Raw genomic sequence first — 15,442 nt, forward strand, 5'->3', positions numbered from 1 at the left:
CCAAGAAACCTGTGTTGTTTGCGACACTTCCAACTGTTAGAACGCGCGGATTCAGGACATCGCCGATGGCAGCAGAGACTTCCGTTCCCCGCAGATCCGGCGCCGCGGCCGTCATCCAATGGCGCGGCCTGATGGCCGGCGTGCTCGCGCTCGCCGTCGGCTGGGGCGGGATCGTGTACGCCGCCAACAACAGCGTGCAAGGAGCGCCGAAGAAGGAAGATGGCGGCTTCGACGGTGATGCGCCGACTGCGATCCTGATGGAAGCTTCCAGCGGCAGCGTGCTGTTCGAGAAGAACGCCGACGAATTGCGCGCGCCCTCCAGCATGATGAAGCTGATGACGGTCGAGGTCGTCTTCAACGCCATCAAGGAAGGCAAGGTCAAGCTGACCGACGAATACCGGATCAGCGAGAACGCCTGGCGCAAGGGCGGCGCGCCGGCCGGCGGCTCGACAATGTTTGCCATCCTCAACAGCAAGGTCTCGGTGGAGGACCTGCTGAAGGGCGCGATCATCCAGAGCGGCAATGATTCCTGCATTGCGCTTGCTGAGGGAATGGCCGGCAACGAGCGGATTTTCGCTGCCGACTTCCTGACCAAGCGCGCCCGCGAACTGGGCCTCACCAAGTCGACATTCGGCAATTCCAACGGCTTGCCCGATCCGGCCAACAAGATGACGGTGCGGGAGCTGGCAAAGCTCGCCCGCCACCTGATCCTGACCTATCCCGACATGTACAAATTGTTCGGCGAGAGGGAATTTACCTGGAACAAGATCCGGCAGCAGAATCGCAATCCGCTTCTGAACACGCTCAACGGCGCCGACGGGTTGAAGACGGGGTACACCAAGGAGGGTGGCTACGGCATGGTCGGCTCCGCCGTGCAGAACGACACGCGGCTGATCGTCGTGATCAATGGCCTGGAGGATCCCGACGACCGCGCTTCTGAGGCCAAGAAGATGCTGGAATGGGGGTTCCGCAATTTCGAAACGCGCACGTTGTTCGCGGCCGATCAGCCTGTCGGCTATGCCAAGGTGTTCGGTGGTGAAAGCCGTTCGGTGAAGCTTGCCAGCCCCGTGCCGATCAAGGTGATGGTGCCGAAGAACGGCAGTGAAAAACTGATTGCGCGCATCGTCTACAATGGCCCGGTGCGGGCGCCGGTGCAGGCCGGCCAGCCGGTCGGCGTCGTCAAGGTCTGGCGCGGCACCCATATCGCGGGGGAGACGCCGGTCTATGCCGCTGAAGCGATCGGCACCGGTTCGACCATGCGCCGCGCGATCGACGGAGCCAGCGAGCTCGTCATCGGTATGTTCCGCGCGAGTGCAGAGAAGCTCTGAGCATGACCCAGGCAACGCTGCAGCGGCCTTCCGGACGCGGGAAGTTCATTACCTTTGAAGGCGGCGAGGGCTCAGGCAAGTCCACGCAGATCAAGAAGCTGGCCGAACGCCTTGCGGCGGCCAGGCTGCGCGCCATCGTCACCCGCGAGCCGGGCGGCTCGCCGGGTGCGGAAATCATGCGGCACCTCGTGCTGTCGGGCATGGGCAAGCTGTTGGGGCCGGATGCGGAAACGTTGCTGTTTGCGGCCGCCCGCGACGATCACGTTCGCACCGTGATCCAGCCCGCGCTCAGCCAGGGAACGTGGGTGCTGTGCGACCGCTTCTCGGATTCGACCCGCGCCTATCAGGGAAGTCTAGGCCAGGTCTCTCCGATCGTGCTTAACGCCATGCAGCGTGTGACCATCGGCGATCTCAAGCCCGACCTGACCGTCATCCTGGACATCCCGGTGGAAGTCGGCCTGCAGCGGGCCGCGGCTCGCCGCGGCAGCGGCGCGCCGGATCGTTTCGAGGCGGAGGATCTGCAGTTTCATCAGAATCTGCGTGACGCTTACCGGCAGATCGCAGCCGAGGATCCGCAACGCTGCGTGCTGATCGACGCCGACGCCGATGCCGACATGGTCGGCGCGCGCGTCTGGACGGCGCTGCGCGAGCGTGTGTTCACGATTCCCACTCCGGCGGGCACGGCATGAGCGCACGCAAGACCGAGCAGGAGCCAGCGGTCAGGCATCCGCGCGAAACGGCCGATCTGTTCGGCCACCGCGAGGCCGAAGCGGCGCTGCTGAATGCCTATCGCAGCGGGCGCATTCCGCATGCCTGGCTGATCGGTGGCCCGCAGGGCATCGGCAAGGCAACGCTGGCCTATCGCATGGCCCGTTTCGTGCTCGCGAACCCTAAGCCCACCGAAGCTTCGGTACAGCGCGTCGAGACGCTCGCGATCGATCCGGACGGTTCCGTCGCGCGTCAGATCACTGCCGGCGCGCATGGCGGGCTATTGGTGCTGGAACGCGGCCTCAATGATCGCGGCGTCATGCGAACCGTCATCACCGTTGACGAGACGCGCGAGACGATTTCGTTCTTCGGTTCGACCGCGGCGGTGGACGGCTGGCGCGTCTGTATTGTTGACACCGTCGACGAGCTCAATCCGAACGCTGCCAACGCGCTGCTGAAAATTCTCGAGGAGCCGCCGCATCGATCGCTGTTCCTGCTCGTCAGCCATTCGCCGGCGCGTGCCTTGCCGACAATCCTGTCCCGCTGCCGCAAGCTGCCGCTGCGGCCGCTCGCGGCCGACGACGTCATTCGCGCGGCGGCGCGGGCCGCCGACATCGCGCCCGACGATCCGGCGCTGTCGGAGGCCGCCGATGCTGCGGAGGGCAGCGTGTCCCGTGCGCTGACGCTGCTCGGCGGCGACGCGCTGAAGCTGCAGCAGCGGACCGCGGCGCTGCTGGCGACGCTGCCGCAGGTCGATCCGCGCGAGTTGCACGCGCTCGGCGATGCGCTTGGCACCAGCGACCGGGTGGCGCTGGCTGCTTTCATCGACGGCATCGATCGCTGGATCGCCGAAAAGCTGCGCGCCGGCGACGCCAACGCAAATCTGCCCCGCCTTGCACGGCTGGCGGAGGTATGGGAAAAGATCGTCCGCGCCGCGCGCGACACCGAATCGTACAATCTCGAGCGAAAACCGCTGGTTTTCTCGGTGTTCGGAATGCTCGCGGAAGCAACGCGGTAACGCTCCCTCCGACAACAATCCCGACAATTTTGACATATAAAGGAATTCGTGGTGGCGAAGGCTGGAAAGAAAGCTTCGAAAAAGCGCAAGGCGAAGAAGGTTCGCAAGTCGCCAGCCAACCGCGCCGGCAAGAAGACGGCGGTGAAGAAGCGGGCGGCCAAGAGCAAGCGCGTCGCGAAGAAGGGTGGCAAGGCGGCGAAGACGACTGCCGGCAAGGTCGTGAAAAAAGCGCCCAAGAAAGCAACGAAGAAACTGGCGAAAAAGGCCACCAAGAAAGCGGCCAAAGCACCTGCCGTGACAGCGGCTGAAAAGCCTGCAAAAAAAGCCGCATCGAAGAAGCGTGCCGCAGCGACCGAAGTGACGCCAGAGGTGCAGCCGACGCCCGTGGCAGAAACGCCGAAGGCCGCCGCACCGCGCGCAACGCCGGCTCCGTCGGCCGCGCCGGCGGCTGCTGCCGAACGCGACACCTATTTCATCACCACCGCGATCGCCTATCCCAACGGCATCCCGCATATCGGTCACGCCTATGAGGCGATCGCGACCGACGCGCTGGCGCGGTTTCAGCGGCTGAACGGCAAGGACGTGTTTTTCCTCACCGGCACCGACGAGCACGGTCTGAAGATGGTGCAGACCGCCGAAGCCGAAGGCATGGGCGTCGCTGAGCTTGCCGCACGCAACGCCGGCCGGTTCATGGAAATGGATCAGCGCCTCAACGTGTCGTTCGACCGCTTCATCCGCACCACGGAGCCTGACCATCATCGTTCGGTCCAGGTGGTCTGGAACCGGATGCAGCAGAACGGCGACATCTATATCGACACCTATTCCGGCTGGTACTCGGTGCGCGACGAAGCCTATTACGCGGAGGAGGAAACCGTCCTCGGCGAGGACAATGTGCGTCGCGGCCCGCAGGGCACCCCGGTCGAGTGGGTCGAGGAGAAGAGCTACTTCTTCAAATTGTCCGCCTATCAGGATCGCTTGCTGCAGCTCTACGAAAGCCGGCCGGATTTCATCGGCCCGGATTCGCGCCGCAACGAGGTCATCAGTTTCGTAAAGAGCGGTCTGAAGGATCTGTCGATTTCGCGCACGACGTTCGACTGGGGCGTCAAGGTGCCCAACGATCCCGCGCACGTGATGTATGTGTGGGTCGATGCGCTGACCAATTACATTACAGGTGTCGGCTTTCCCGATGAAAACGATCCGAACTGGCGCTACTGGCCTGCGGACGTGCACATTATCGGCAAGGACATCATCCGCTTTCACGCGGTATATTGGCCGGCATTCCTGATGTCGGCCGGCATTCCCGTACAGAAGCGGGTTTACGCGCACGGCTTCCTGTTCAGCAGGGGCGAGAAGATGTCGAAGTCGGTCGGCAATGTCGTTGACCCCTTCAATCTGGCCGACCAATACGGCGTCGACCAGATGCGCTACTTCTTCCTGCGCGAGGTGCCGTTCGGCCAGGACGGCAACTACAACCACGAAGCAATCGTCGCGCGCATCAATGCCGACCTCGCCAACGATCTCGGCAATCTGGCGCAGCGTTCGCTATCGATGATTGCGAAGCAGCTTGGCGGTGTGCTGCCGGAGCCCGGCGAGTTCTCCGACAACGACAGGGCGATCCTGGCGCAGGCCGACGCCATGCTGGAGGCCTCGCGCAGCGCGATGGCGACGCAGCAGATCCATCAGTGGCTGAACGCGGTATGGGCGGTCGTGGCGGAAGCCAACCGTTACTTCGCGGGCGAGGCGCCATGGGCGCTCGCCAAGACCGATCCTGCGCGGCAGAAGACCGTGCTGTATGTCACCGCTGAAGTCGTGCGCCAGGTCGCGATCCTGACCCAGCCCGCGATGCCGGATGCGTCGAGCAAGCTGCTCGACAGTCTTGGCATTCCCCAAGACTTCAGGGACTTCGCGGCGCTTGGCACGCGGATCAAGGCGGGCACGACGCTTCCTGCGCCGGTCGGCGTATTTCCGCGCTACGTCGAACCAAAGGCCGATTGAGCCGTTTGCAAGCCATGCTCGTCGACAGCCACTGCCATCTCGACTTTCCGGATTTTGCCGAGGATCTCGACGCCCTGGTCGCGCGCGCCGAGACGGCAGGTATCGGCCGCATCGTCACCATCTCGACCCGGGTCAAGCGGCTCGGCGGCCTGCTGGCGATCGCCGAGCGGTTTCCCAACGTCTATTGCTCCGTCGGTACCCATCCGCATCACGCCGATGAGGAGGACGGCATTCCCGCGAGCGAGCTGATCGAGCTGACCAAGCATCCGAAGGTCGTGGCGCTCGGCGAGGCGGGGCTGGACTATTTCTACCAGCACGGCTCGCGCGAGGCGCAAGAACGCGGCTTTCGCGCACATATCGCAGCCGCGCGCGCCACTGGCCTGCCGCTGGTGATCCATACCCGCGAAGCCGATGAGGACTGCAGCCGCATTCTTGAAGACGAGGTGGCAAAAGGCCCGTTCCGCGCGGTGCTGCATTGCTACACCGGCGGACGCGAACTGGCGATGAAGGCGATTAGTCTGGGCTTGTCGATCTCGTTCACGGGCATTCTGACCTTCAAGAAATCCGACGCACTGCGCGAACTCGCCGCCGAACTCCCGGCCGACCGCATCATGGTCGAAACCGATGCACCATATCTGGCGCCCGGCAAGTTTCGCGGCAAGCGCAACGAGCCATCTTACGTGGTTGAAGTCGCCAAGGTGCTGGCAGAGACGCGCGGCGTTTCGCTGGAGGAGATTTCGCGGCAGACGACTGAAAACTTCTTTCGCCTGTTCTCCAAGGTACCGGCACCGAAGGTTGCCGCATGACGGTGACGCTGACGATCCTTGGCTGCGGCTCCTCCGCCGGCGTGCCGCGCCCGGCGCTCGGCTGGGGCGCCTGCGATCCCAACAATCCGAAGAATCGTCGCCGCCGTTGCTCGCTGCTGGTCGAGCGCAACGGTTCCCACGGCACCACGCGGATCGTGATCGACACTTCGCCCGACCTGCGCGAACAGTTGATCGATGCCGAGGTCGACCATATCGACGCGGTATTCCTGACGCATGAGCACGCCGACCAGACCCACGGCATCGACGACCTGCGTTCCGTCGTGCTGCATCAGCGCCGGCGCATTCCCGTCTATTTCAACCAGTCGACCGCCAAAGACATCATGGCGCGGTTCTCCTACTGCTTCATCTCGCCGGAAGGCAGCGACTATCCGCCGATCCTGACGCGCCATTCGATCGAGGCGGGCGAGAGCCACACGACCGAAGGGAAGGGCGGCCCTCTGAAACTCTCCGCCTTCCTGGTTCACCACGGCAAGATACCTGCACTGGGTTTCCGGATTGGGAGCGCCGCGTACACGCCCGACCTTCACGACATTCCCGAGGAGAGCTGGCCGGCGCTTGAGAATCTCGACCTGTGGATCGTCGACGGGCTGCGCTATGCCGGTCATCCCAGCCATTTCAGCGTCAAGGATGCGCTGTCGTGGATCGAGCGCTTCAAGCCGAAGCGCGCCGTCATCACCAACATGCATTCCGATCTCGACTACGAGGTGCTGCGGCAGAGCCTGCCGGAGGGGGTGGTGCCGGCCTATGACGGAATGCGGCTGGAGCTTGGTTAGGACTCGCAGGACGGGATTCCTGGCCTTCCTCAGCAGCGCACATTGTCGACTAAAAGACACCCCGGCGGGGCCTTTCGCGGGGCCTCATGCCGGCCTATGAGGGGATCAAGCTGGCGCTTGAGAACCCAGACAGAGCAGGGTCGGTCGCATCGTACACCCGACCCGCAGGCCGCGGAGGAATGTCGATGATTGGCTTGTTCTTTGAAGTCCAGACAAAGCCTGGGCACCGCGATCAATATCTCGATCTTGCGGCCTCGCTGAAGCCCGATCTTGAGGCGATGGGCGGCTGCCGCTTCATCGATCGCTTCAAAAGTTTGACGCGGGAGAACCTGCTATTGTCCTACCAAATCTGGCAAGACGAGGGGACGTTGACGGCCTGGAGGGCCCACGCCCGGCATCATGATGTCCAAACCATCGGCCGCGAGAGGGTCTTTGCGGACTACCGCATCCGCGTCGCCCAGGTCATCCACGAGGAACGGCCCGGACAATCGGTTTGGCGGCCCGAACGACGCACCCCCTATAATGATCCGGCAAGACGCAAGCCTACCTATATTCTCGCCTCGGAATCGAGGCATGCCACGCTACCGGCCGAAACCGAATGGCGGCGCGACGCTTTCGCGAGCGTCTACCGCGCCGGGCACTTTGCGCATCTGGTCGACTTGCCCGACGATCAAGCCGGCATCAAATTCGGTCCCCGATTGTTTGCCGATCCGAGCACGGAGTACTTCCGCGTGTTCGAGGTCATGCGCGATTATGGCATGTTCGAACGCGCTGAGGCGCCGCAATATTATCCGCCGGTCAAGACCGAGAGGCCGTAGGCTGGGCAAAGGCGCGCAAAGTGCCGCGCCCACCATCGCTCGCGAATTCCGAAACGCATGTGGGCACGTGGAGCCTGTCATCGGGCACGCATTCGCGAGACCCGTCGGCTTTGTCCACGTTACAAATCTAAGCCGATATCGCCTTCGCCGATTCCACCTGATTGCGCAGCATGAACTTCTGGATCTTGCCGGTCGACGTCTTTGGGATCGGGCCGAACACGACGGCCTTCGGCGTCTTGAAGCCGGACATGTGGCTTCGGCAGAAGGCGATGATCTCGGCCTCCGTTGCCTTGGCGCCTTCCTTCAACTCGATAAAGGCGCAGGGCACTTCACCCCACTTGGAATCGGGCTTGGCGACGACGGCGGCAAACAGCACTGCCGGATGCTTGTAGAGGACGTCCTCGACCTCGACGGAGGAAATGTTTTCGCCGCCGGAGATGATGATGTCCTTGGAGCGGTCCTTGATGATGACATAGCCGTGCTCGTCGAGCACGCCGAGATCGCCGGTGTGGAACCAGCCGCCGGCGAAGGCTTCCTGCGTCGCCTTCTCGTTCTTCAGATAGCCCTTCATGACGATGTTGCCGCGGAACATCACCTCGCCGATGGTTTCGCCATCGCGGGGCACCTCCTGCATGGTCTCAGGGTCGAGCACGGTGACGGCTTCCTCCAGCGGGTAGGGCACGCCCTGCCGGCGCTTGAGCTGCGCGCGCTGGTCGGGAGGCAGTTCGTCCCAGCCCGGCTGCTCGGCGCAGACAGAGGCGGGCCCGTAGACTTCAGTCAGCCCATAGACATGCGTCAGCTTGATGCCGATGCTTTCGGCACCTTCGAGCACGGCCACCGGAGGTGCTGCGCCCGCGATCAGGCCGACCACGCGGCGCGCCTTGTCGCCCTTGGGCGCACCGGGCGCGTTGATCAGCGTGTTGTAGACGATCGGCGCGCCGCACATGTGGGTGACGCCGTGCTTTGCGATCAGCTCAAAAATCTTGGCCGGATCGACCTTGCGCAGGCAGACGTTGATGCCGGCTGACGCCGCCACCGTCCACGGAAAGCACCAGCCATTGCAATGGAACATCGGCAGCGTCCACAGATACACCGGATGCTGGCCGAGGTTGCCGGCTAGAATATTGCTGACCGCGTTGAGATAAGCGCCGCGGTGATGGGTCACGACACCCTTTGGGTTGCCGGTCGTGCCCGAGGTATAGCTGAGCGCAATCGCGTCCCATTCGTCCCCGGGAAGCCTTGCCACGAAGGTCGGATCGCCCGCAGCGACCGCCGCCTCAAATTCGATTTCACCAATCCGCTTGTCGCCTGCAAACGCCGCGTCGTCGACATCGACGACGAAGGGTTTTGGCCCCTTCATCAGCGTCAGTGCTTCCGCAATCACGCAGGAGAACTCCGGATCGACCAGGATGATTTTCGCGCCGCCATGGTCGAGCTGGAAGGCAATCGAGGGTGCATCGAGGCGGATGTTCAGCGCGTTCAACACAGCGCCTGCCATCGGCACGGCAAAATGCACCTCGTTCATGGCCGGAACATTCGGCAGCATCGCCGCGACCGTATCGCCGGGGCCAATGCCCCGCCCGGCGAGCCAGGACGCAAAGCGCCGGCACCGCACATAGGTCTCGGCCCAGGTGAAGCTGCGGCCTTCATAGACTGTGCTGACGAGATCGGGATAGACGGCGGCGCTGCGGGCCAGGAAGCTCAGCGGAGTCAGCGGCACGTAATTCGCCGGCGTCTTGTCCAATCCGATGGAATACTGGTTGTGGGCTGCGCTCATCGGCTTTGTCCCATCCGAGAAATTCGACTCTACAAGAACCCGATGGAAATCCACGGGAAGATCGCCACGATGATCAGACCGACCATCAGCGCCAGCAGGTAGCCCCAGATCGGCCGGATACCCTCGGCCGGATCGACGCGTCCGATGGCGCAGGCCGCATAATAGCCTACTCCGAACGGTGGCGCGAATAGCCCGATACCCATCGCGAGAATTACGATCATCGCGTAGTGGACCTCATGGACGCCGACCGCCCGGGCGATCGGAAACAGCAGCGGTCCAAACAGCACGATCGCCGGGATGCCCTCGAGCACGCTGCCCAGGATCACAAAGGCCACGATGGAGACCGCGATGAACGTCGCCGATCCACCGGGCAGGCCGGTCATGGCGGCCGCCAGCGTCCGCGAAAAGCCGGACTGGGTAAGGCCCCAGGCCATGCCGGTGGCGCAGCCGATGATCAGCAAGATCGCGCCCGACAGGCACGCAGTCTCGACCAACATTGGCATGATCCGCCGCCAGTCGAAATTGCGGTAGATCAAGAGGCCGTAAATCAAATAGCCGACGATGAACGCGTAAACGATGCCGATGGTGGACACCTCGGTCGCGGTCGCAATACCTTCCACCACGGCGTAACGGATCACGAACGGCAGCGCGATGGCGGGCAGGGCGATCGCGAAAGTCCGCGCGATCTCGGCAGCGCTTGCCCGCGTGACGTGCCGCAGATCCTCGTTCCGGTAGCGCCACCACACCAACGCCGACAACGTGAGCGCCAGCACCAGGCCGGGCAGCAGGCCGCCGGTGAACAGCGCCGCAATCGAGACGCCGGTGACTGAACCGATGGTGATCAGCACCAGACTTGGCGGAATGGTTTCGGTCTGCGCACCGGTTGCGGAGAGGAGGGCGACCAGATCGCCCGGCTTGGCGCGCCGCGCCTTCATTTCCGGAAACAGCACCGGCGCCACGGCCGCCATGTCGGCAGCCTTCGAGCCTGAGATGCCCGAGACCAGATACATCGCCCCGACCAGCACGTAATGCAGCCCGCCGCGGACGTGGCCCAAGAGGCTCGCCAGGAACGCCACCATGGCGCGCGCCATGCCGGTCATTTCGATCAGCAGACCGAGGAAGACGAAGAGGGGCACCGACAAGAGAATGAGATGGCTCATGCCCTCGTCCATCCGCCCGACCAGCACCATCAGCGGCGTGCCGGTCGTCAGCGCCAGATAGCCATAGGTCGCAAGTCCGAAGCCGAACGCGATCGGCACGCCGGCAAACACGCAGAAGCCGGCGACGCCGACAAAGAAGATGATCAGATTGAGATTGCCGAGCGGCTTGAGCGATCCCCTGAGCAGCCAGAATATTCCGATGACGAGTGCGACCGACAGGATTGCGCCCAGCACCGTGCGAGCGTTGCTGGCACGGACGAGCCGCAGGAAGGCAAACAGCGCCATCAGGCCAATGCCGACCGGTAGCGCCGCGGCACGCCAACTATTGAGGATCTGCAGCGCTGGCGTCGTGATGTAGCTTTCCTCGTAGGCGTATTCGTAAGCCGGCCAGGCGATCAGGATGAGAAACGCCAGCGCCGCTGCTGTCGCGACCAGATCGAGATAGGCGCGCATGGCGGGCCGGGCGTTCGCGACCACCGCCGTCATCCGCATGTGCTCAGCGCGGCGGAACGCGACGGCAGCACCCAGCATGGCGAGCCACAGGAACAGGATCGAGGCCAGTTCGTCCGACCAGATCAGCGGCCGGTGCAGCGCGTAGCGCGCCACCACGCCGGCGAAGAGGATGACGATTTCGGCGACGACGAGCAGCGCCGCCGGGATCTCAACCAGCATTCCCACGGCGTGTTCGATGGACGCCAGCAACGAACGGCGGCGAGGGGACTTAGCCGCCTCACCGCCAATCAATTCACTGAGCTCGGCGTGAGCCATTGCGGCCCCCTGCACCCTTGTTTTGACGCGATGCAATTACGACAGCTTGCCGACAGACTTTTCGAGCAGCTCCCAGGCCTGGTCGCCGTATTTACCTTTCCATTCCGCGTAGAAGCCGGCGGAGCGCAGCTTGTCACGGAACGGCGTCACGTTGGGCTGGTTGAAGATGAGGCCTTTGCCGGCCAGTTCCTGCTGCAGCCCGGCATTCAGCTTGGCGACGTCCTCGCGCTCCTTGACGGCCGCTGTATTGATGTTCTTGGCCACGATCGTCCTGATATCCTCGGGCAGCTTTTCCCAGGCACGGCGGTTCGCCAGGAACCAGAAGCCGTCCCACATGTGGTTGGTCAGCGAACAGAACTTCTGCACTTCGTACAGCTTTGCCGTCGAGATGATCGCCAGCGGATTTTCCTGCCCCTCGACGATCTTGGTCTGCAGCGCGGAATAGACTTCGCTGAAATTGATCGAGGCGGGCGCTGCATCGAATGCCTTGAACATCGAGGTCCAGAGCGGCGAGACCGGCACGCGAATCTTGAAGCCCTTGAAATCTTCCGGGCCGTTGATCGGTTTGGTCGACGACGTGGTCTGGCGGAAGCCGTTGTCCCAGATCTTGTCCATCACCACCAGATTCGCCTTGGCGATCTCGGCGCGGACATGGGCGCCCAGGCCGCCGTCCATGGCTTTCCAGACCGTGTCGTAATCCGGGAACGCAAAGCCGATGCCGCTGATCGACGCCGCCGGCACCAGCGTCGCCAGAATCAACCCCGACAACGTGAAGAATTCGACGCCGCCCGAGCGAATTTGGCTCAGCATGTCCGTATCGGAACCGAGCTGGTTATTCGGAAAAATCTGCAGATCGAACCGGCCGTTGGTCTCGGCCTTGATCGCCGCCGCCATTTCCTTGGCGCGGGCATTCATGGGATGTCCGTCCGGGAGATTATTGGCGTATTTGTAGGTAAATTCGGCGGTCTGGGCCCGGGCCACCAATGGCGCGCCGATGCCGCCCAAAACCGCTGACGCAGCGGATGCCTTGAGAAGCGTGCGTCGTGAAAAACTCATTCCAGTTCTCCCTTGAGAGTTATTGTTCTTGAGATCCGAGCTTCGGACCTGCTGGCCGCGGGATCGTCAGCGGTCACCGCCGCTCGCGCGCTTATTGCAGCGTCAGCAAGCATCGGCAAGTGTCGGCAACAGGAACGTTCGAAATGGCAGCGAAGCCGGATCGTCCATGGCAGCCAATTCCGGTCGCGTCGACGCCAAAGCTCACGGGAATTGCCAGCATATCCACCTAAATATCTGATCTAATTGTAGATATAAATATTCCATAATATACCTTATGCGAATTCTTGATATTTCGGCTGATGCGACCGGGGTACGGCAATCGCGCATTGGAGCTCGCCCATTTCGTCGCTGGTGCGCACTCCTGCTTCCGCCCACGATGCAAGTCTCCAAGCGAAACACAAAGCCCCGAGGCCGGTTAGTTAAGGACCGCCGCGACGGAGGTTCATCATGCAGGAACGCGTCAGTCATCCGACCGAGTCTCGCATCATTCCATTCGACACAGCCAAGCTCGATTCGCTCATGGACGCGGCGGGTCTCGATGTCCTGGTCGCGACCTCCAAGCACAATGTCCAGTATCTGCTCGGTGCGGAGCGCGCGATCTTCTTCGATTACATGGACGCGCTCGGCGTCAGCCGCTATTTGCCCGTGGTGGTCTATCCGAAGGGCGCGCCTGACAAGGCGGCCTATATCGGGCACCGGCTGGAAACGCATCAGAGGGCCGTCGCACCATTGTGGGTGCCACAGGTGCGTACCGAGGGAAACGGTTCGGTGGATGCCGTTTCGCTGGCAGCAGGCTTGATCAAGGCCGCGGGCGTGCCGAGGAAGCGGATCGGCATCGAGATGCCATTCCTGCCGATGGACGCTGGCAGGGCCCTTTCGGACGCCCTACCCGACAGCGAGATCAAGGATGCGCTGCTTGTGCTTGAACGCCTGCGCGCCGTGAAGGCGCCGGCTGAATTGGCCAAGCTGAAGAAGGCCTCGGAACTGGTTATCGAATCGATGGACGAGGTGATCGCAAAGCATGGCTCGGGCACGACGAAGCAGCAGCTTTTCGACGCGCTGAGGGTCGCGGAGGTCAAGTGCGGATTGACCTTCGAGTATTGCCTGCTGGCTTGCGGCGCCAGCCATAACCGGGCGCCTTCCGCTGAGCGTTGGCAGAGCGGCGACGTGCTGTCGCTGGATTCCGGCGGCAATTATCACGGCTATATTGGCGACCTGGCGCGGATGGCGGTGCTGGGCGAGCCGGATAGCGAGCTCAAGGATCTGCTGGCCGAAATCGAAGCCATCCAGCGGGGCGCCTTTGCCGCAGTTCGGCCGGGTGCGATGGGCGGCGAAATCTATGCGGCGGCGGACAACCTGCTCGCGCAGTCGAGCCAACGCGACTGCACCGAATTTCTCGCGCACGGCATGGGGCTGGTCAGCCACGAGGCCCCTCGCCTGACGGCCAAGGGCCCCATTCCCTACGATGATCCGGACGCGCGCCGGCCATTGGAGCCTGGCATGGTGGTCTCGATCGAAACGACGATGAAACATCCGACGCGCGGTTTCATCAAACTGGAGGACACGGTTGCCGTGACAGCAACAGGCTACGAGATATTCGGCGAAGGCAGCCGCGGCTGGAACATCGGCGGCAGTGCACTGGCGCGGTGAGATTGTTCGTTGGGATTTTGAAGTCAAAAAAGGCCCAGCTTCACGCCAACTCTGTGGACCGCCGCTTGGCGGCGGCGAGTCTATTGACCGAAGACCATGTGACTTGAAGGTTGCGACGACCGTCGCGCGATGCACGGTCGTGCGCGAACGTTGGCCTGCGCCTCAGCCCTTTTCGACGTCTCCGCCTGCGTCCAACCAGCCTTTGAAGCCGCCGAGATTGCGTACGTTGCTGTAACCCATATCCTTCAGCGTCTTTCCCACCAGCGCGGAACGCCCGCCGGATGCGCAGTAAGCAATAACCGTCTTGGTCCGGTCGAAGGCCTTATCATGCATTGCTGAGGCAGGATCCGCCTTGAACTCCACGAGGCCGCGCGGTATGGCGATGGCACCCGGAACTTTTCCAGAGGCGGTAACTTCCGCTGGCTCCCGAACATCGAGGAAAAGCACATCGGCCCTTCCCAGCAATCCCTTAGCTTCGTCGGGACTGATACGCGGGACTTCGGCATCGGCTTCGGCGAGCATCGCTTGTACGGTTTTCATTGGGCCTTCTCCATATCTGGGCTCACCAGCAACGGCGGGTATTCTAATCCAAGCTCCCGCGAGGCACGCAATTCTCGCAGGTTGCAAGGGGCCAATTTGATTTCGGTCATGCAATTGGAGGATGCTGCGCTATATTTTTGGGTGTGGCAATCCCACTGGTTGTCGCGACAAAATGGCCAGCGCGGCCGTACTGCGTTATTTCCCTCTGAACTTCGGCGTGCGGCGCTCCAGAAACGCAGCGACGCCTTCCTTGTGATCTTCGGTCATGCTTGCCAGCGCGAACTGGTCAAGGTCCATGTGGCTGGCGAGATCGTCGAGCGCATGCGCGAGGCGATTGACAGTCAGCTTGGTCATGGCGACCGACAGCGGCGGCTGCGCAGCAACCTTGGCGGCGAGCGCCATCGCGGCATCGAAGGCCTTGCCGGGATCAGCGACCTCTTCGACCAGCCGCCATTCGTAAGCCTCGGCGGCCGAGATGCGCTGGTCGGCCAGGATCACGGCCTGCTTGGTGCGGGCCGCTCCCATCAAGTGCAGCATGCGCGGCACGCTCTGCCAGCTCATGTTCATACCGAGCCCGATTTCGGGCACGCGCATGTGCGCGTCGCGGGCCATGACCCGGAAATCCAGAGCGACCGCCAGCGCCACGCCGCCGCCGACACAGAAGCCCTCGATGGCGCCGATGGTGATCTGCTCCATGTCCTGCCAGGCCCGCGTCAGCCTCGGTCCAAGCTTCAAGTGCCGCCGTAGCGCGCCGAGATCCATGGTTCGCCGCGAGCGGCCTTCCGGGTCCTTCAGGTCGAAGCCGGCGCTGAACGACCTGGTGCCGCCGGTCAGCACCACGACCGAGGTCTCGCCGTCATCCTCAAAACTGCGCGCGGCATCCGTAAGCTGACGCATCGCCTCCGGTGACAGCGCATTGATGCCGTCGCCGCGCTCAAAACGCACAACGGCGATACGGCCATCCGGTCCCAGCCCTCTTTCGATCTTCACGAAGTCGGCCATGCATCGCCTCCCTGCTCGTTAT

At 63.0% G+C, this 15,442-nt stretch carries 13 protein-coding genes; 8 read left to right on the top strand and 5 right to left on the bottom strand.

Annotation, left to right across the window (positions count from 1 at the left end; translation table 11 throughout):
- Positions 1–65 precede the first annotated feature (65 nt).
- The 7 genes from HCN50_RS16510 (at position 66) to HCN50_RS16540 (ending at position 7,467) form a co-directional block, all read left to right on the top strand.
- Complete coding sequence (locus tag HCN50_RS16510) at positions 66–1,328, top strand: D-alanyl-D-alanine carboxypeptidase family protein (protein WP_171710742.1); 1,263 nt, start codon at positions 66–68, stop codon at positions 1,326–1,328.
- A 2-nt stretch (positions 1,329–1,330) separates the two neighbouring features.
- A complete protein-coding gene (gene tmk / locus HCN50_RS16515; RefSeq protein ID WP_171710743.1) occupies positions 1,331–2,017 on the top strand; it encodes a dTMP kinase in 687 nt (228 codons plus the stop codon).
- Positions 2,014–3,054 carry a DNA polymerase III subunit delta' gene (locus HCN50_RS16520; RefSeq protein WP_171710744.1) on the top strand — a complete coding sequence of 347 codons (1,041 nt, stop codon included), beginning with the start codon at positions 2,014–2,016 and terminating at the stop codon, positions 3,052–3,054. The genes tmk and HCN50_RS16520 overlap by 4 nt, the downstream gene beginning before the upstream one ends.
- Before the next feature lie 51 nt (positions 3,055–3,105).
- Positions 3,106–5,049 carry a methionine--tRNA ligase gene (gene metG, locus HCN50_RS16525; protein ID WP_171710745.1) on the top strand — a complete coding sequence of 648 codons (1,944 nt, stop codon included), beginning with the start codon at positions 3,106–3,108 and terminating at the stop codon, positions 5,047–5,049.
- Positions 5,050–5,063: 14 nt separating this feature from the next.
- Complete coding sequence (locus HCN50_RS16530) at positions 5,064–5,855, top strand: TatD family hydrolase (RefSeq protein ID WP_171711409.1); 792 nt, start codon at positions 5,064–5,066, stop codon at positions 5,853–5,855.
- Positions 5,852–6,649, top strand: a complete 798-nt coding sequence (locus tag HCN50_RS16535; protein WP_171710746.1) for an MBL fold metallo-hydrolase — start codon at positions 5,852–5,854, stop codon at positions 6,647–6,649. The genes HCN50_RS16530 and HCN50_RS16535 overlap by 4 nt, the downstream gene beginning before the upstream one ends.
- A gap of 185 nt (positions 6,650–6,834) precedes the next feature.
- Entirely contained in the window at positions 6,835–7,467 is a 633-nt protein-coding gene (locus tag HCN50_RS16540) for an antibiotic biosynthesis monooxygenase family protein (protein WP_171710747.1), read from the top strand.
- Between the two features lie 127 nt (positions 7,468–7,594).
- Here HCN50_RS16540 and HCN50_RS16545 read toward each other — a convergent pair whose 3' ends face one another.
- Genes HCN50_RS16545 through HCN50_RS16555 form a run of 3 tightly spaced genes read right to left on the bottom strand, consistent with a single transcriptional unit; the run spans position 7,595 to position 12,228 of the window.
- Positions 7,595–9,244: an acyl-CoA synthetase gene (locus HCN50_RS16545; protein WP_171710748.1), complete on the bottom strand. Its 1,650-nt coding sequence runs from the start codon at positions 9,242–9,244 to the stop codon at positions 7,595–7,597.
- Between the two features lie 29 nt (positions 9,245–9,273).
- Entirely contained in the window at positions 9,274–11,172 is a 1,899-nt protein-coding gene (locus HCN50_RS16550) for a TRAP transporter large permease (RefSeq protein ID WP_171710749.1), read from the bottom strand.
- 36 nt (positions 11,173–11,208) lie between these two features.
- Positions 11,209–12,228 carry a TRAP transporter substrate-binding protein gene (locus HCN50_RS16555; protein ID WP_171710750.1) on the bottom strand — a complete coding sequence of 340 codons (1,020 nt, stop codon included), beginning with the start codon at positions 12,226–12,228 and terminating at the stop codon, positions 11,209–11,211.
- Positions 12,229–12,675: 447 nt separating this feature from the next.
- Between HCN50_RS16555 and HCN50_RS16560 the strand changes: the two genes are divergently transcribed.
- Positions 12,676–13,878: a M24 family metallopeptidase gene (locus HCN50_RS16560; RefSeq protein WP_171710751.1), complete on the top strand. Its 1,203-nt coding sequence runs from the start codon at positions 12,676–12,678 to the stop codon at positions 13,876–13,878.
- Positions 13,879–14,040: 162 nt separating this feature from the next.
- Here HCN50_RS16560 and HCN50_RS16565 read toward each other — a convergent pair whose 3' ends face one another.
- Positions 14,041–14,418 carry a rhodanese-like domain-containing protein gene (locus HCN50_RS16565; RefSeq protein ID WP_171710752.1) on the bottom strand — a complete coding sequence of 126 codons (378 nt, stop codon included), beginning with the start codon at positions 14,416–14,418 and terminating at the stop codon, positions 14,041–14,043.
- 195 nt (positions 14,419–14,613) lie between these two features.
- The gene (locus tag HCN50_RS16570) at positions 14,614–15,420 is read right to left on the bottom strand and encodes an enoyl-CoA hydratase/isomerase family protein (protein WP_171710753.1); all 807 of its coding nucleotides are present in this window, start codon (positions 15,418–15,420) and stop codon (positions 14,614–14,616) included.
- Positions 15,421–15,442 lie beyond the last annotated feature (22 nt).

Origin of the sequence: Bradyrhizobium archetypum, from assembly GCF_013114835.1 — a bacterium.
GTDB lineage: Bacteria > Pseudomonadota > Alphaproteobacteria > Rhizobiales > Xanthobacteraceae > Bradyrhizobium > Bradyrhizobium archetypum.